Source organism: Neorhizobium sp. USDA 3394 (assembly GCF_056280385.1).
The window spans coordinates 1,406,863-1,423,142 of the sequence record NZ_JBWCDU010000002.1; the positions used below are offsets into that span (position 1 = coordinate 1,406,863).

The following is a 16,280-nucleotide window of genomic DNA, read 5'->3' on the forward strand; positions in this document are numbered from 1 at the left end:
AGTGCTGGCCCGTGGACGTGCTTGGGAGGCATTCGGGGCGGTTGGATGAATCGTGTTTCTGCCTGCTTTGTCTGGACGGTATTGGCCGTCAGTGGGTCATGACGTGTGCCGTTTCCGGAGCCCAAAACAGGCGGCGGACGGCGCCCTGTTCGGGAATATCGATCGTGCCATCGAGTGGCCGCGTCACGACGAGCGTGCCGTGGGCCGTCGCGAACTGCATATGCAGAAGGCTGCCGAGGAAGCGGGCATTGGCGAGCGTGCCCTCGATCGCCCAGTTCGGCGCCGGCTGGCCTGGAGCTGCGAGACGCACCGTTTCCGGCCGCACGCAAAGGATTGCCGTATCGGAGCGCGCTTCGATCATCGGGAAGGCCCGGTCGCCGCATTTCAGGCTGTTGCCGTCGGCCACGCCGTGGAAGAGGTTGGATTCACCGAAGAAGTTGGCAACAAAGCTGTTCTGCGGCTTCAGATAGAGATCGCGTGGCGTAGCGACCTGCTGAACACGGCCTTCGTTGATGACGGCGACGCGGTCGGACATGTTGAGTGCCTCTTCCTGGTCATGGGTGACGAAGATCACCGTCTGGCCCAGGCTCTGCTGCAGGCTGCGGATCTCGCGCTGCATATCGACGCGCAGGTTGCGGTCGAGCGCCGAAAGCGGCTCATCCATCAGAAGTGCGCGCGGACCGAAGGAGATGGCGCGGGCAAGCGCAATGCGCTGCTGCTGGCCGCCCGAAAGCTGTGCAATGCGCCGTTCGGAGAAGTCCTGCATGTGGACGCGCTCCAGCGCCCATTTCACCTTGGCCTGCTGCTCGGATTTCGAGACGCCGCGGGCGCGCAACGGATAGGCGACGTTCTGCGCCACGGTCATGTGGGGGAAGAGCGCGTAGGACTGGAAGACGACGCCGATATCGCGCTGGTGCGGCGGCACGCGGGAAATGTCGCGCTTGCCGAGCATGAGGCGGCCGGCATCGGGCGAGATGAAGCCGGCAACCAGCATCAGAAGCGTGGTCTTGCCCGAACCCGAGGGACCGAGGATTGTCAGGAACTCGCCCGGCTTGACCGAGAAATTCGCCTCTTCGACAACGACCTTGTCGCCGTAGAACTTGCTGATGTGCTGGAAATCGATGCCGTAGCCATGCTGCTCGCCGGCCTTGACGGGACCTGCCTCTGCAGAAGGGAGGATGGCGGGCGTGCCGACGGGCGGAGCGGTCTTGAGTGCGACGTTCATGGGCATAGATCCATTGGCAGTGAGGTCAACGGCGGGCAAGGCATTCGCGGCAGCGGCGGCGAGTGTTTTCGCACGGCTGGCGAGAACACCGGTCCGAGCGGCTTTCCAGATGTTCCAGCCTGCGAAAGCTACAAGCACGAGGAACAGCTGGACGGAGGCGATGGAGGTAATGGTCTTGTCGAGGCCGTTCTGGCTGAGGCCGTCCCAGACTTTTCTCGGCAGGGTCTCGAAACGCGGGCTCGAGAGGAACTGCGCAAGCACGACCTCATCGAAGGAAAACACGAAGGAGAAGATCGCGGCGGCAATGATGGCCGGCACGAGGAGCGGCAGGATCACCTCGAAGAGCGTGCGGATCTGAGTCGCTCCGAGCGAGGCGGAGGCCCGCTCATAGGCCGGGTCGAGGCTCGCGAGCCGCGACGTGACCGGCATGACGACGAAGGGCAGCACGACGATGGCATGGGCGATCGCCAGCGCCCACATCGAACCGAGCAGGCCATTGCGGGCAAAGACGATATAGAGGCCGACCGAAATCACCATCAGCGGCACGATCATCGGCGCGATGAAGAACATTTTCAGGAATTTCGAGAGCGCCTTGTTCTCTACACGCGACATCCCGATCGCCGCAGCCGTGCCGGTGACCGTCGCAAGCAGGGTGGCGAGGGCCGCCACCTGCAGCGACAGCAGCGCATCGCGGCCCCAGCGGGGATCGTCGATGAGGTTATAATACCATTCGAGCGACAGTTCCTTCGGCGGGAAGACGATGGCACTGCCGGCGCCAAAACTGATCGGCACGATCATGATCACCGGCAGGATGATGACGGCGAGCATCACCCAGCCATAGATCTTCAGGACACGGGCGGCATTGCCCTGGACGAGGAGTTCCATCACTTGCCTCCCTTGTCATAGATGCGGTCGATGCCGGCGATGCGGTCGTAGAGGAAAAGCAGGCCGAGGCAAAAAACGAGCAGGACCATGGATGTGGCTGCCGCAAGCTGAAGATTGCCGAGCTGCTGGATCTGGTCGCGGATCGCCATGACGATGGTCGGCGCGCGGCCACCGCCGAGAATGGCCGGCGTGATGAAAAAACCGAAGGCGAGCGTGAAGACCAGCATCGATCCGGCGACGAGGCCGGGAAGGCTGAGCGGCATGTAGATGTCGCGAAACACCCTTGCCGGGCTTGCCCCGAGGCTCAAGCCTGCCCTGACATAGGCGGGATCGATCGCCTTCATGGCCGGGATCAAGGTCAGGACCATGAACGGCAGAAGGATATGGACCATTCCGATATAAGCGCCGAGCTTATTGTAGACGAGCTCCAGCGGGCTATCGATGACGCCGATGCCGACCAGGAAGTTGTTGATGATGCCGCGCCGCTGCAGGATGATGATCCAGGCAAAGGTTCTCGCCAGAAAGCTCAGCCACAGCGTAATGAACAGCACGACGCCCATCCAGGCGGCGAAACGCGAGCTGACATTGACCATCAGATAGGCGAGCGGATAGGCAAACAGCGCGCAGAGCACGGTGGTAATGAACGCCAGCTGAAGCGTGAACATCAACAGCTTCAGATAGACCGGCTGCATCAGGTCGATATAACCCTGAACCGAAAACCCGGTTTTCGTACCACCGCCAAAGCTCATCCATAGCAGCACGAGCAGGGGCATGACGAAAACCCCGATCATCGCCACGGTCGGCAGCGCCATCAGCGAAACCGTCAGGCCCCGCTGCTGTCTCTGCCACGCCGTGAGCGTCACGGGCGGCGGACCAGGCATGAGCCTGTTGGCCTTTTCCGCAGGCTCGGATGCATCGATCGGAGTCATCGCTTCTCCTGTATTCTCTGCCGGTCAGGCATGGGATCTCAGGCATGGGATCGGCCCCCGACATGGGGGCCGGGACGGTTCAGACGGCCATTTCGGGAATGGCAATGCGGCCCTTGTCGACGATCGTGACGTTGTCGAGCGACAGCGAGGTTTTGCGCAGCGGAATATCCATGTGGCACATCGTGTCGTTCGTGCCGCCGAGCTCGGTATTCGGGCCGGTCGAGAACAGCACGTTGCCGTAATAGCTCAGCGAGTTGACGCTGATTTCCTGGGTGCGAGTGCGGGTGATCGCCCGGTGGAACCAGGTCGCGGTGTTGAGCAGGCCCCAGCCGATATGGCTGATCGCATAGGCGCGCGGGTCCTTGAAGCTCTCCATGTAATCGCGCAGGAGCGGCGCATCCATTCCGTCACCTTCAATATCGGTGACGAAACCCTCCTTGATGGTGAGCTTGACCGGGCTTTCGATCATCCGCTGGAAGGCGGTGACTGTGTCGCCCGGCATGATCATCACGGTACCATTGACCTTGCCGTCGGTGGCCTGGCTCAGCACCTGGCCGGTGCCCATATGGTCCCAGCGGCCGGGCGTATCGGTATAACCATATTGGGTCATCACCCGGTAGCCGCCCATTTCATAGGTGACATCGGTGCCGACATCCGACCAGATGCGCAGCGTCTTTGCCTTCTCCAGAAGCTTTTCGCCGTATTCGATGCGGCGACGCAGATCGGTATCCGGGAAATTCTGGGCAAGCACGTCGTAAGGCTCGCGGACGAACAGCATGCGAGCGCCGGCGCCGCAGATCTCGTCCTGTTCCGGCGAGAAGAGCGTGCCCATCACATCGACGATAAGGTCAGCCTTTTTCAGCGCCTCGATCACCGGCCGGTTGCCGGCGATCGCGGTCTTGCCCGTCGTCTGCCGGGCCGAGCGCTTTTCGCGCAGCGGAACCGTGATCTGGAAAGGCGTGGCGCCAAGATCACGCGCCGCCAGCATGAAGGCCTGGGCATAATCGGCGCGAATATCGTCCTCGCAGAGGATGATGACCGTTTCTTCCGGCTTCATCGCGCAGAGCTTGAGCTGCTCGGTGAACAATTTCACCATTTCATGTTGAGTAGGCATGGTGTGAAATCCCTCAGTCGAGCTCGGCAATCTTCTTGAGATCCGCGACCATGGCGGACGTATCGAATTCGGCGACGAGGCGCTCGCGCATGCGGGGCGCCGGGCTGGCATTGACGTTTTCGAACAGCGCCACGCGGCCGGCGAGCGACGAGCAGGTCAGATCCCAGATGAAGTTCATCAGCTTCTCCTTCTGCATGCCGGTCACACCCTTGCCCGGCAGCAGCTCAGCAAGATCCGGGCCAATGTCGGGATTTTCGAACGAAGCCTTGCCGAAGCGCATGACGAGGCCCTGGCCGCACATTTCCTGTAGGACATGGATGATGTGCGGATAGTTGCGGATAGCGTAGAGGCGGCCGGTGGTGATCATCATCACGTCCGGGCACATCACGCCGCTTGCGTTGATCTCGGCATTGGCTTCGGCGGCAAGAATGAAGGCTTCGAGCGTACGGTTATATTCGATGATCTCTGCGAGCATCGAGCGGACACCGGGGATCTGGCCGGTGCCGAGCACTTCCGTCACCATCTTGGCGCAGGCGACGAAGACTTCCGACTTTACCTTGAGGCGGGTCAGCACGTGGTAGTGGGCAAACAGTGTCGCCTTGCCGGAAATCGCCGAGACATGCTCGTTGCCGAGGTTGAAGATACGGTCCTTCGGGACGAAGACGTCCTTGAAGATGACGAGTTGATCGGCTTCCTCGCCCTTGTAGCCGAGCGGATGGTCGAAGGGATCGGCGCCCGGATTGGAGAGCATCTCGCGGCTGATGAGCTTGATGCCTTCGGAATTGATCGGAACCGCGCCCCAGATTGCGGCTTCTGCCGGCGTGCCGGGATAGGCGAGATTGGAGAAGAAGATCTCGTTGGTCTGTGCCGCGATCGAGCCGACCGACTTGGCGCCGGAAATATAGACGCCGTCCTTTTCAACGCGTTTGACGCGCAGCAGCGAGGCGGCCTGGGCAAGCGGCGAGGAACGGTCGTTCTGCGGGCCGGTCAGGCTTTCGGCGCAGGTGATCGAGTTCTTCCGGCCGAATTCGACATAACGCTGGACGTTTTCGACGAAATCCGGCTGGCATTCAGGAAAGGCCGACTTGAAATCCTTGAACAGATGCAGATGCGCCAGGATGCCGACGGCGAGCGTCGGTCCGAGATCCGGCGGGCGTCCGAAGGTGCCGACCGTCTTGCGGGATGTGTATTCCATCATCATCCGCCGGCCGATCATCTCTTCCTTCGTCTCCGGCACCTGCCAGGAGCGACCGGTGACGAGGCCGGACTTCTTGTCAAGAACCGTGGTCGCCTCGGCATATTCCGCGGTGAACTGGTCGTCGAACATCGACGCCATCAGCTCGACACCGGCTGCGAGTGCCGGCTCGTCCATCACCTTGGCGATCTTGTTGCCGTTGACCCAGAGCTGGCGTCCATCGTCGAGCGAGGCCTTGAATTCCTCACCGGTTTTCAGCGCATGTTTGGGGATGATTGTCGTCATGGTGTTCATATCTGACTTCCGTCTTCTTCCGGGTCCGGCCGCAAGCTTGGTCGGGCGGGATGGGCGCACAGGTTTCCTGCCGATCCGAAGGTCCGGATCGGACAAAAGCGTCGGGCTGTTCCGCAGCATTCGCGCTGGATCTATTTCCTGGGATGAGTTTGATCGCACTTGGTTGACGCAACGGATTCACACAACCAAAGGCTCAACCGCCTCATAAACTTTATCGAAAGCTAGACTTTGGTTGACAACCTTGCAAGCGAACTTTTCACGAATTTCGTACAATTTCGCAATCGCAGCATCGAAATTCCCTAAAACACTCCATCTAAATTATTGATTTTACGTTATTATATTATGCTTGGAAAACGTGAAAAAAATTTAGGCACGGCGCGAATAGTCTATTTTATGTGCACGGCCGTGAAATTATGTCAGCAACCAAAATTCAACCAAGATACAATATGGACATTTGGTTGCGCCAACCATATACATTGGGTCGCACAAGAAACCAAAACGGCGACCCGTAGGGCTGCCGAACAACAGGCACAGTTTTTCGGACGAAAGCCGGAAACCATATCCGGCTTGCTTCATTCGGAAAATCTGGAGGAGCACCATGAACGCAGGCATCGATACAAAGAACCCTCCCAGTTCCATAGAGGAGGTTACCCAGGCCATTCTCGGCCTTGCCGAAAACGGCGGCTTTCCGCCCGAGCGACAGCTGGCCGAGCAGATCGGCGTCAGCCGCCATCTGCTGCGCAAGGCGCTTTCGACGTTGCGCGACGACAACAGGATTCCGGAAATCCGCGGCCGCAGCGCCCAGCCAACCAGGGGCAAGCCCCGCAACGCAAAGCAGGCGATCGCCACACGCGCCAATATTGCGAGCCGGACGAGTCCTGCGGAATTATGGGAAGTTCGCCTGCTTCTCGAACCGGAGATCGCCCGCCTGGCGGCGATCCGCGGCACGCCGACCGAAATCGACGATATCGTCGCTGCCCATGCGCTGGCCGAGCCGACGGTCTTCGATCGCGGCAACGACAACCTTTTCCACCGGGCGATCGCGGTGGCGAGCCACAATATCCTTGCGGCCTATCTGCTCGAGCAGGTCATGGATCTTACCTGGGACGAGACAATCCGCACGCGTCTGCCGGCCTACACGAACGAGACCGGTTGGCGACACCATGAAATGATCGTCGATGCCATTCGCGGCCGCAGGGCTGCCGAGGCGGAACAGGCGACGCGGGAGCATCTGGTCGCGATCCTGAAATGGCTGAACGGCGGCGACACATCCACACCGATGGCAAAATAATAAACAGACCTCCTCCGCCCCTCCCGAAACGATCGTCGAAAGGCAGATGCATAATGATAGTGGACACGATCAAGATCGCCGAGCAGATGGATCCGCCGCCGATCGATGCCCAGATTTTCAGGACGGCGATGAAAAAAGTCGCAACGCCGGTGACGATCATCGCCACCGGCAATGGCGAGATACGCCATGGCATGACCGCCTCCGCCGTATGCTCACTCAGCGACCAGCCACCGATGATCCTTGCATGCGTGAACCGCAACAGCGTCATCCTGCCTCATCTGCGCGCTAATGGCTGCTTCTCTGCAAATTTCCTTGCCGAAGGCCAGGCGGAACTCGCCCAGTGCTTTGCGGGAATGACGAAGATCTATGGTTCCGACCGGTTTAATTACGGCGCATGGACCCGGCTTGCCACCGGCGCGCCCATACTTGCCGATGCGCTTAGCGTCTTCGACTGCCGGCTGGAATGCGAATACGATTCACCAACCCATGCAGTCCTTGTCGGGCGTGTCAAAGCGATCATAAAGGAAGATTCCATGCGAGCGCTGATATACGTCGGAGGTAAATTCGGTTGTCCAGCGACGATTTGACTTCAGCTATTGAAAGGTTGGGCAAATTAGACGCCGTCTGCAGCTCTTGGAGGGATATGAACCCGTGCGCCTGTAGTTTCTTAGTTTCAAGTGTACCATGTCGACGCATATCGCTGGCTAGGCTGCACTTGCTTTAAGCTTGGGGGTGCTCGGGACCGGGCAGAAATACCACGTCGCTCGACTTGCACATCCGACGGCGGGCGTATCTGAGTGGAGACCAAGCGTAGATTCATCACCAAATGGCGCTATCTATAGCAGCAGGTCGGGAAACCAAACGATGCGATCGACTATCAATATCGACGACACCCTCATCGAAAAGGCTAGGTCCCTAACCGGCACGAAAGAAACCGCCGCTCTAGTCCGCCAAGCGTTGGAAGCGCTTGTGCGTGTGGAGTCGGGAAAACGCCTCATCGCGCTTGGTGGAACTATGCCGGATGCGGAGGCAGCCCCACGCCGCCGGGGCGCAACTGACCGATGATACTTGCCGACACGTCCATCTGGATCGATCATTTCCGGCATACCGATTCAGAGCTGCTCAGGATTATTGAGGACGATCGTCTCCTATGCCATCCAGCCGTGATCGGGGAGCTCGCAAAAGGCCGAAGGCTGACCTCTTCCTGATCCCTGCACCAATGCCTCTCGGGACCGTTCCCTTGACGCAAGCGGACACCCATCATCTCTCGGTGAGCAACTTCAAAGCGTGTAATTCACACAGGTCGCGTATTTTGAGAACGCGGAGGTCTTGCGAGACCCATCCGATCGCGCAGCGTCGTGCCCTCGTATTTCGTGCGGTAGAGTCCACGCTGCTGCAGAATCGGCACGACCATATCGACGAAATCCGTCAATCCGCCGAGAAAGTGAGACGGCATGATGTTGAAGCCATCGGCCGCGCCAGTTGTGAACCAAGTCTCAAACGTGTCCGCCACGTAATCAGGGGTTCCGCAGAGAACCCAGTGGCCGCGCGCCGCGGCGACCAGATTGTAGAGGTCCCGCAGGCGCATGTTTTCCCGCCTTGCCTTGTCCAGCATGACCCGCGCAAAGGCATGATAATTGTCCGACGGGTCGATATCGGGGATCGGCCCATCGAGGTCGAATTGGCTCATGTCCACGCCGAAGCGGTCGCTTAGAATGGAAAGCCCGTTGGTTTCGCTGATGAAGCCCTGCAACTCCGCGAGCTTGTCGTGGGCCTCGCGTTCGGTGCGCCCGACAATTGGCATAACGCCCGGCAAGACGACCATCGAATCCGCATTGCGGCCGTATTTCGGAAGCCGCCCTTTAACGGAGGCGTAGAAAGAGCGCGCCTCGTCGAGATCCTGGGTGACGGAGAAGACGACATCGGCGGACTTGGCCGCGAGTTCCTGTCCCGGACCGGAGCCGCCGGCCTGGAGGATGATCGGTTGGCCTTGGGGCGAGCGGCCGATGTTGATGGGTCCCTTGACCTTGAAATGGGTGCCGTCGTGATCGAGCGCGCGGACTTTTGCGGCATCGATATAGACGCCGCTTTCCCGGTCGGCGACGATCGCGTCGTCGGCCCAACAGTCCCAAAGACCGCGAACCACCGACAGGAATTCCTCGGCGATCTCGTAACGTTTGGAATGATCAGGATGGATCGTTCCGAAGTTTGCCGCTGCCGCCGGATTGGCCGTGGTGACTGCATTCCAGGCGGCGCGGCCACCGCTGATATGGTCGAGTGAAGCAAATGCGCGGGCGACCGTGAACGGATCGCTGTAGGTGGTCGACATCGTGGCGCCGAGGCCGATATGGCGCGTCACGCCAGCAATCGCCGCGAGAAGTGTCAGCGGTTCGAGCCGCGCCGTGTAGGACGGGTGGGCGCCGGGGTCCGCATTGAGATTGTCGCCCATGAAGATCAGGTCGAACAGACCACGCTCCGCCTCCTTGGCAACGCTGCGCATCATTTCGATATCCTGGAAGCTGTCCATCGCCCCTGGTATCCGCCAGCCGGCGACATGGCTGCCGGTGCCCAGAAGGAAAAGGCCCAAGTGGATGCTGCGCGTCATAGGATTGATCATCTCCAGAAAATGTAACGCTGCTCGATGAAACTGATCACACCGAAGAAGCAGAGGCTGATCGCCGACGCGACAATGATCGCCGCCCAGACCTGGACGAAATCGATCTGCAGCACGGCCTGATAGATCACCCAGCCAAGCCCGCCATAAGCACCCAGCATTTCGGTGACGATGGCGACGATCACGCTGCGGACGGTGGACACCCGTATGCCGGCAATGATCAACGGCAAAGCCGTTGGGAGCCGCAGACGCCAGAGCACCGCCATCCGCCCTGCCCCGAACGAGCGGACCAGATCGATCGATTTACGATCGACGCGATCCAACCCCGCGACGGTGCTGAGGAAGACGGTGAAGCTGACGGCGACGGCGACCATGACGATCTTGGACGTCATGCCGATGCCGAACCAGAGCAGGACGAGCGGCGAATAGGCGACGACCGGCACCGAGTTGATGGCCGTCGCAACCGACATGACGGCGCTGCGGGTGCGAGGGACCATGCTGACCCCGACGGCAACCGCAATGCCGATGACGCAGCCCAGTAGATAGCCGGTCAGGGCCTCGGCGGCGGTGAAGCGGGCGGCGTCGGCGAGTTTGCCCGCATCGGCGAACATGCCGGTAATAATGCTGCTGACCGAAGGCAGGACATAGGCCGGCAGGTTGAAACCGCGGACGCTCAGTTCCCAGATTGCCGCAAGGAGGAAGGCCCCGGCAAAACCCCGGCTGATGCGGCGCGCGTTGCTGCTTGCGGTGACGGGGCTCATTGTTCCGCTCCCCAGAAGACGATCCGCCTTTCCGCTTCGGAAACCGCGCCGTAAAGGCCGATCCCGAGGCAGGCGGAAGCGACAATGGTGACCCAGATGCCGACGACGTTCTCGTTGTACATGGCCTGCAGCAGCAGCACGCCGAGGCCGGTCGTATCCCCGAACCATTCGCCGACGATCGCTCCGATCAGCGACAGCGACGAGGCGAGCTTGAGGGCGACGAAGATCTGCGGCAGTGCGGCCGGCAGGTAGAGGCGCCGCAGGATCTGCCCCTCTTTTGCGCCGAAGCTGCGCATCAGCGCGACCTGGCGAGGATCGACCGTTGCAAAGCCGAGAAGCGCGTTCACCGTCACCGGCAGGAAGCTGATGTAGAAGGCGATGACGGCCTTGGCGAGCAGCGTATTGCCGAACCACAGGACGACGACGGCGCCGAAGGCGATGACCGGTATGGTTTGTGACACCACAAAGAGCGGAAAGAACAGCTCCCTGAGCAGGGTCCAGCGATGGAAAAGAACGCCCATGGCAACGCCGAAAAGGCTGCCCGCGACGAAGCCGATCACCGTTTCCAGCAGCGTGCGCCACATGCTCAACAGATAAGCCTGCGGCGTGGCAAGGAATGCGGCTGCGATCGCGCTTGGTCGTGGCAGGTAATAAGGTCTGATGCCTAGCGCCACGACGATCAGCTCCACCACCAGCAGCAATGCCGCGATCCAGATCAGGGACTTCACGATCGAGACAAACCTGTCCGCCTTTACGGCGGACAGGGATACACGAGACAGGCCCGAGAGGCTCACAGGCGCTTTTCCGCAACCGGGATCTTCGACAGGAAGCTGTCGTTGAACGCGGCATCGAGATCGACGGGCTTAGAGATCACCTTGTATTCAGCGAGCAGGCTGTTGGCGGAGCCAACGGCTGTTTTGTCAATGGCGAAGAGGCCATCCGTGCCGCCCTTGCCGGCGACCATCAGCTTCTTGATCTCGGACAGCATGACTGCTTGTTGGGCGCGGTCGAGAGTCGGCGCCACCTTCATGACGATGTCGATCGCTTCTTTTTCGTTGGTCAGGGCATATTTCCAGCCCTTGATGCTGGCACGCAGGAATTTTTCGACCAGTTCCGGCTTTTCCTTGGCAGTCTGTTCCGACACGATCAATGTGTCTCGCGGAAAGGAAACACCGCTATCTTCGGGCACGAAGATCCGCAAATTGTCCATGCCGGCACGTTGTGCGACGATCTGAAGTTCATTGTAGCGGGTTGCGGTCGCGACATCGACCTGCTTGTCGATGAACGGCGTCATCGAGACCTGCTGCGGCTGGACATCGACTTCACCAGCTTTGATGCCCGCCTTGGCCAACATGGCCGAGAGCACGTGGTTTGCGCCGGTGAACCAGGCGGTCACCTTCTTGCCCTTGAAATCCTGGATGGTTTTGATCGGGCCGTCCTTGTAGGTCACGAAGACGAATGGCGTCACCTGATGCGCAACCCCGATGCAGACGATCGGCAGGCCCTTGTCGCGTGCGGCAAAGACGCTGTCGGTGCCGCCCGAAAGGCCGAACGTGTCGGAGCCGGTCGCTACCAGGTTTTCCGTCAACAGATTGGGGCCGCCGGGGTTGATGGTGAGGTTGATGCCCTCATCCTTGTAATACCCCTTCTCCAGCGCGACGTAGAAACCGGCGAACTGAGCCTGGGTCAGCCATTTGAGACGCAGGCTGGCATTCACTGTCTGCTGGGCAGCAGCCGGGATTGCGCTGTAGCCCAAGCCCTGGACGCCGATGAACGTTGCGGCAAGCGCCGCGAGAAGCTGTCGTTTTTTAAGCATGGTCCCTCTCTGTCGATTCTTGGTTGGGTTATGGTTGCGTTAGTCGTTCTCCTCCCGACTATCGGCGGTAATCCGATCCCTCCCGTTCGAGCTGGCGAAGGAAGGCCGGCCATTCCCGTTCCCCTGCAATCAGGATGTCACCCTTGTTCTCCCAGAACTGACGTGCCGCCTTCTCGCAAACCTCGTGCGGCGGGGTCAGAAGCTCGGCACCGGAAGCCTGCAGATCGAGCTGAATGCGCGCGGCGCGTTCGAAGTAATAAAGCAGCATGAATGCTTCGCCCGGCGTGCGACCGAGCGTCATGATGCCATGGTTGCGCATCAGCATCACCCGGTTGTCGCCCATGTCGGCGATGAGGCGAGCCTGTTCGTCCATGTCGATCGCCACACCTTCGTAATCGTGGAAGGCCTGGCGTTGGTAGAAGCGCATGGCAAACTGCGTCAGTGGCAGAAGTCCGTTCTTCTGGCAGGAGATCGCGGTGCTGGCATCGGAATGGGTGTGGAGAACGCAGGCTGCATCGTGCACGGCCTTGTGGATGGCGCCATGGATGACGAAAGCGGCCTTGTTGATCGTATAGGGCGTGTCGTCGAGCTTGTTGCCGTCGATATCGATCCGCACGAGGCTGGAGGCCGTTATCTCGCCAAACAGGAAGCCGTAGGGGTTGAGCAGGAACTGGTCGTCATGCCCCGGTACACGCATTGAAATGTGGTTGTAGATAAGGTCATCCAGGCCCAGCCGCGCGACCATGCGGTAGCATGCGGCGAGATCGACGCGCGCCTTCCACTCGGCTTCGGGAATGTGGGCGGGACGTTCGGCATATTCACTGGCCACCGTGTTTCCTCTCATATTCTAATGTCCTGAAGTCATGAACGACTTCATGCTTTCCTCCTCGATGGCGTCGAGGAGTGTCTTCTTCAACCCGATGAATTCGGGCGACGTGACGATGTCGGCCTTGCGGGGGCGCGGCAAGTCGATCTTCTGTTCAAGCTTCACCTTGCCCGGCCGGGCCGTCATGACAAGCACGCGGTCGCCGAGGAAGATCGCCTCGTCGACATCGTGGGTGATGAAGAGCACGGTGCGCCGGTGTTTCTGCCAAACGTCGAGCAGCCAGCGCTGCATCATGGTTCGTGTCAGTGCATCCAGCGCGCCGAATGGTTCATCGAGCAGCATGAGATCGCGCTTGAAGAGAAACGTACGCATCAGGGCCACGCGCTGGCGCATGCCGCCCGAGAGCTGATTGGGATATTGCGCCTCAAATCCGGAAAGCCCGAATTCCGGCAGCATCTTCAGCGCCTCCGCCCGGGCCTGCACCCGCGGCATGCCTTCGATCTCCAGCGCCAGGATGGCGTTGTCGATGACGTTTCGCCATGGCAGCAGCAGGTCCCTTTGCGGCATGAAGGAAACTTGTCCGAGCAGTTCCGAGGCCGCAGAACTCCTGCCTCGGAAACGCAGGATATTGCCCGGATCCGGCTCTTCGAGGCCCGCGAGGATATTGAACAGCGTGCTCTTGCCGCAGCCGGAAGGGCCGACCACCGTCACCAGCTCACCAGGAAGGATGGTTGCCTCCAAGTTATCCAGCGCCATCACAGGGCCAAAGCTCTTGGATACCTTGCGGAGTTCGATGAGCGGCCTGTTACCCGATACGGTCCAGGCCGGTTCCGCGGCAGGTGCAGCAAGGGCTTTGGTCTTTACCGGCCGCAACAGGCCCGCGAGACCGCGCGCTCCCGGATTCAATCCGCATGCGTAGTCCTCACTCCAAGCAATCGACATGTCGGTCATCGAGAGGCATCTCCTTGCATGCAATTATTACCATTAAGGATGCAAGCAAGCCTCGTGCCAAACACGCCAGCTTTACAAGTTGCTAAAGAATGCCACTAATCTAGGGGTTTTTTGGGCAGGATCGAACGATCAACGTGCTACCATGCAACAAATCGCAGCTCAAATATCCAACAATCAAAAATATGCATACGCAATGCGCATATTTTGGACGCAGATTGACCGCTATTACGGCATTGTCGCGGGTGGCATTTCCAGCAAAGCGCTCAACTTGCCGGAAACGGCCAGGCGCAGAATAGTGGCATGGCGATTGCATCGAGGACCAATCGGCATGTCGAGCCAACCGCATGGCAGACTTCGACTATCCGCATCGGGCAGATCAAGACATCGGGAGAAGCACATCATGCAGGATGAACCAAGACGAGTAGCCTATGTGGCGCACTGTCTCATGAACCAGAATGCCAAGGTCAGTGAGTTCGCAAAATGCGCCGGCGTTTTTTCTCCCTTGGTCGAGCGGCTGGTCAAGAACGGATTCGAGCTGCAACAACTGCCCTGCCCGGAGATGAGCCATATGGGTGCCGTCCGGTGGTGGGCATCCCGAGAACAGTACGACACACCTGGTTACCGGCGCCATTGCCGCAACCTGGCAAAAAGCGTCGTGGATCTCGTGATCATGCATCAGGACGCCGGCTACGACGTCGTCATCGTCGGCCTGGACGGCAGTCCGTCAAGCGGCGTCCGTCTCACCAGCACCAAGGCATCCTGGGGTGGCCGACCGGAGGGCGCCGTCCACGGCGGGAGCGATCGCCGACCCGGCATGGGCATCTGGATGGAAGAGCTGAAATTCGAGTTCGAGGAACGCGGCCTTGCATTCCCGCGCGCGACGGGCGTCGCGATGGATGCGCAGGATTTCGATCTCCAGAAGGCAATGCTCGAGCTCGACGAGTTTCTGACCGAAGGCACGGAGAATGCAGCGTGATCCGGGAAGACCTGAGAGGTCGCCGCATTGCGGTCATCGCCGATTTCGTCGTCAATCCCGGCTCGGCACTTTACGGCAGACAACAAGCACCGCCGAGCGGCTTCATGGATGCGCTGGTGGAGCGCGGCTGGGGCATCATGAAGATGCCGCCGCATGTGGCAAAACCGGAAAGCTGCGAAAGGCTGATCGAGGTTTCCGTAGGCGACCTTATCGATTACCGCAAGAACGGCTATGACGTAGTGATCGCCGCCGTGGAAGACCTGCCGCAGCAAGGCGTCTGGCTGGATGCGATGGCGGCCTGCTTCAGGAAGGTCGGCAAGGACATGCCGCCGATCGTCACCATCCGATCGGATGCCACGGCTGCCGATGCCGACGCACTCTATGGCGCATTGGCGCCGGCGGCCTGAGCCCTGCGGCAACATCGAAACGCATCGGCGGGATCGCTCCCGCCGAAACCTCAGTCTTCGGCGAATGCCTGCTTCATCATCTTGAGAAAACCGTCGGTCGACGCCTTTTCGATGACGCGTGCGTTGACCTTGAACTCCGGCCAGCGGGTGCCGAGCTTCGGCGGGTGGATGGCGGAAAAACCGCGGGTGATTTCACCCGACGTCTCGATGCGCACCACGGCCTCGCGCGAGGATTCGATCAGATCCGGGTCGAGAGCGCAGGCGCAGGTCAGCGAATCCGGATGGGTGCTGACCGGCCGGCCGTAGCGCGCTTCCGCAGTCTCGCGCGGCACCGCAGAAACCTTCCGGTAGAATTCCGAAAGAGGCGTCTGCATCGCGAAGATCTCGTCCAGCTGGTCGCCCTCCAGAAGCCCGGAACGCATGGTCAACGTCCAGGTGGACAGCGTGATATCGAAACCCGCGTCGAAGACGATACGGGCGGCTTCCGGATCGATGAAGAAATTGTATTCGGCGCAGGGCGTGATATTGCCGACCGCATTGTCGGTGCCGCCCATGATCCAGAGGTGGCGCACCGCCTTGGCGATCCGCGGCTCCTTCATGACCGCCAGGGCGATATTGGTGAGCGGCGCCTGGGCCAGGATATCAATCTCGCCCGGCTCTGCCATCACCCGTTCGATGATGGCATCGACCGCATGCATGGTTTCCGGCCGCTGACGGGCGATCGGCAGGTTAGCACCGCTCATTCCATCGTTGCCGTGCATGGTGGATGCTTCCCAGGGCTTCACCATGGGGCGGCGGGCGCCGAGATAGACCGGCACCTTTCCAGAGAAACCGGCCACCTCGATGGTCGCCAGAGCGTTTTCAACCTGCTGGTCGAAGGGCACGTTGCCGACGCAGATAGTCACCGCCTCCAGCGTCGAGCCGGGGGTGCGCATGGCAAGCAGGAGCGAATAGGTGTCGTCTCCCGCCGTATCGGTGTCTATGATCAGCCGCATA

At 60.2% G+C, this 16,280-nt stretch carries 16 protein-coding genes and 1 pseudogene; 6 read left to right on the forward strand and 11 right to left on the reverse strand.

All coding sequences use genetic code 11. From position 1 onward, the window contains the following. Positions 1-88: 88 nt before the first annotated feature. The 4 genes from ACZ9EJ_RS28280 to ACZ9EJ_RS28295 all read right to left on the reverse strand — a co-directional run bounded on the left by ACZ9EJ_RS28280 (position 89) and on the right by ACZ9EJ_RS28295 (position 5,642). On the reverse strand, positions 89-2,110 hold the full coding sequence (locus ACZ9EJ_RS28280) for an ATP-binding cassette domain-containing protein (protein WP_052764565.1): 2,022 nt from the start codon (positions 2,108-2,110) through the stop codon (positions 89-91). Continuing rightward, complete coding sequence (locus ACZ9EJ_RS28285) at positions 2,110-3,039, reverse strand: ABC transporter permease (protein WP_052764564.1); 930 nt, start codon at positions 3,037-3,039, stop codon at positions 2,110-2,112. Before ACZ9EJ_RS28285 ends, ACZ9EJ_RS28280 begins: the two co-directional genes overlap by 1 nt. A 79-nt stretch (positions 3,040-3,118) precedes the next feature. Beyond that, complete coding sequence (locus tag ACZ9EJ_RS28290) at positions 3,119-4,153, reverse strand: 2,5-dihydroxypyridine 5,6-dioxygenase NicX family protein (protein WP_046639874.1); 1,035 nt, start codon at positions 4,151-4,153, stop codon at positions 3,119-3,121. Positions 4,154-4,166: 13 nt separating this feature from the next. After that, positions 4,167-5,642, reverse strand: coding sequence for a 4-hydroxyphenylacetate 3-hydroxylase N-terminal domain-containing protein (locus ACZ9EJ_RS28295; protein ID WP_046639873.1), 1,476 nt, complete (start codon positions 5,640-5,642; stop codon positions 4,167-4,169). Positions 5,643-6,240: 598 nt separating this feature from the next. On the opposite strand from ACZ9EJ_RS28295, the gene ACZ9EJ_RS28300 reads away from it, so the two are divergent. From ACZ9EJ_RS28300 to ACZ9EJ_RS28315, 4 genes and pseudogenes are all read left to right on the forward strand, one after another. Next, entirely contained in the window at positions 6,241-6,933 is a 693-nt protein-coding gene (locus ACZ9EJ_RS28300) for a FadR/GntR family transcriptional regulator (RefSeq protein WP_052753994.1), read from the forward strand. Positions 6,934-6,992: 59 nt separating this feature from the next. Continuing rightward, positions 6,993-7,520, forward strand: a complete 528-nt coding sequence (locus tag ACZ9EJ_RS28305) for a flavin reductase family protein (protein WP_476100273.1) — start codon at positions 6,993-6,995, stop codon at positions 7,518-7,520. 277 nt (positions 7,521-7,797) lie between these two features. Next, positions 7,798-7,998 (forward strand): type II toxin-antitoxin system VapB family antitoxin, encoded by a 201-nt coding sequence (locus ACZ9EJ_RS28310; protein WP_046627416.1) that lies wholly within the window; start codon positions 7,798-7,800, stop codon positions 7,996-7,998. After that, positions 7,995-8,120, forward strand: a pseudogene (locus ACZ9EJ_RS28315) (type II toxin-antitoxin system VapC family toxin); the annotation flags it as partial. The gene ACZ9EJ_RS28310 and the pseudogene ACZ9EJ_RS28315, both read left to right, overlap by 4 nt. A gap of 107 nt (positions 8,121-8,227) precedes the next feature. Here ACZ9EJ_RS28315 and ACZ9EJ_RS28320 read toward each other — a convergent pair. Genes ACZ9EJ_RS28320 through ACZ9EJ_RS28345 form a run of 6 tightly spaced genes read right to left on the reverse strand, consistent with a single transcriptional unit; the run spans position 8,228 to position 13,901 of the window. Next, positions 8,228-9,538, reverse strand: a complete 1,311-nt coding sequence (locus tag ACZ9EJ_RS28320; protein ID WP_046639872.1) for an LLM class flavin-dependent oxidoreductase — start codon at positions 9,536-9,538, stop codon at positions 8,228-8,230. Positions 9,539-9,546: 8 nt separating this feature from the next. Further along, positions 9,547-10,308: an ABC transporter permease gene (locus tag ACZ9EJ_RS28325; RefSeq protein ID WP_046639871.1), complete on the reverse strand. Its 762-nt coding sequence runs from the start codon at positions 10,306-10,308 to the stop codon at positions 9,547-9,549. Continuing rightward, entirely contained in the window at positions 10,305-11,102 is a 798-nt protein-coding gene (locus ACZ9EJ_RS28330) for an ABC transporter permease (RefSeq protein WP_052764563.1), read from the reverse strand. The genes ACZ9EJ_RS28325 and ACZ9EJ_RS28330 overlap by 4 nt, the downstream gene beginning before the upstream one ends. Next, complete coding sequence (locus ACZ9EJ_RS28335) at positions 11,099-12,124, reverse strand: ABC transporter substrate-binding protein (protein WP_046627427.1); 1,026 nt, start codon at positions 12,122-12,124, stop codon at positions 11,099-11,101. The genes ACZ9EJ_RS28330 and ACZ9EJ_RS28335 overlap by 4 nt, the downstream gene beginning before the upstream one ends. Before the next feature lie 58 nt (positions 12,125-12,182). After that, positions 12,183-12,953: a class II aldolase/adducin family protein gene (locus ACZ9EJ_RS28340; protein WP_255736712.1), complete on the reverse strand. Its 771-nt coding sequence runs from the start codon at positions 12,951-12,953 to the stop codon at positions 12,183-12,185. 18 nt (positions 12,954-12,971) lie between these two features. After that, positions 12,972-13,901 (reverse strand): ABC transporter ATP-binding protein, encoded by a 930-nt coding sequence (locus ACZ9EJ_RS28345; RefSeq protein ID WP_080955703.1) that lies wholly within the window; start codon positions 13,899-13,901, stop codon positions 12,972-12,974. Positions 13,902-14,301: 400 nt separating this feature from the next. On the opposite strand from ACZ9EJ_RS28345, the gene ACZ9EJ_RS28350 reads away from it, so the two are divergent. Both ACZ9EJ_RS28350 and ACZ9EJ_RS28355 read left to right on the forward strand, forming a co-directional pair. After that, positions 14,302-14,877 (forward strand): hypothetical protein, encoded by a 576-nt coding sequence (locus ACZ9EJ_RS28350; protein WP_251090573.1) that lies wholly within the window; start codon positions 14,302-14,304, stop codon positions 14,875-14,877. After that, complete coding sequence (locus ACZ9EJ_RS28355; RefSeq protein WP_046639870.1) at positions 14,874-15,284, forward strand: hypothetical protein; 411 nt, start codon at positions 14,874-14,876, stop codon at positions 15,282-15,284. Before ACZ9EJ_RS28350 ends, ACZ9EJ_RS28355 begins: the two co-directional genes overlap by 4 nt. Positions 15,285-15,334: 50 nt before the next feature. On the opposite strand, the gene ACZ9EJ_RS28360 is transcribed toward ACZ9EJ_RS28355, so the two are convergent. After that, positions 15,335-16,279, reverse strand: a complete 945-nt coding sequence (locus tag ACZ9EJ_RS28360) for a nucleoside hydrolase (protein WP_046639869.1) — start codon at positions 16,277-16,279, stop codon at positions 15,335-15,337. Position 16,280: the final 1 nt, after the last annotated feature.

Coding starts and splice junctions, on each gene's coding strand:
- ACZ9EJ_RS28280 (WP_052764565.1), bottom strand. CDS start 2,110: ATGGAACTCCTCGTCCAGGGCAATGCCGCCCGTGTCCTGAAGATCTAT.
- ACZ9EJ_RS28285 (WP_052764564.1), bottom strand. CDS start 3,039: ATGACTCCGATCGATGCATCCGAGCCTGCGGAAAAGGCCAACAGGCTC.
- ACZ9EJ_RS28290 (WP_046639874.1), bottom strand. CDS start 4,153: ATGCCTACTCAACATGAAATGGTGAAATTGTTCACCGAGCAGCTCAAG.
- ACZ9EJ_RS28295 (WP_046639873.1), bottom strand. CDS start 5,642: ATGAACACCATGACGACAATCATCCCCAAACATGCGCTGAAAACCGGT.
- ACZ9EJ_RS28300 (WP_052753994.1), top strand. CDS start 6,241: ATGAACGCAGGCATCGATACAAAGAACCCTCCCAGTTCCATAGAGGAG.
- ACZ9EJ_RS28310 (WP_046627416.1), top strand. CDS start 7,798: ATGCGATCGACTATCAATATCGACGACACCCTCATCGAAAAGGCTAGG.
- ACZ9EJ_RS28320 (WP_046639872.1), bottom strand. CDS start 9,538: ATGACGCGCAGCATCCACTTGGGCCTTTTCCTTCTGGGCACCGGCAGC.
- ACZ9EJ_RS28325 (WP_046639871.1), bottom strand. CDS start 10,308: ATGAGCCCCGTCACCGCAAGCAGCAACGCGCGCCGCATCAGCCGGGGT.
- ACZ9EJ_RS28335 (WP_046627427.1), bottom strand. CDS start 12,124: ATGCTTAAAAAACGACAGCTTCTCGCGGCGCTTGCCGCAACGTTCATC.
- ACZ9EJ_RS28345 (WP_080955703.1), bottom strand. CDS start 13,901: ATGACCGACATGTCGATTGCTTGGAGTGAGGACTACGCATGCGGATTG.
- ACZ9EJ_RS28350 (WP_251090573.1), top strand. CDS start 14,302: ATGCAGGATGAACCAAGACGAGTAGCCTATGTGGCGCACTGTCTCATG.
- ACZ9EJ_RS28360 (WP_046639869.1), bottom strand. CDS start 16,279: ATGCGGCTGATCATAGACACCGATACGGCGGGAGACGACACCTATTCG.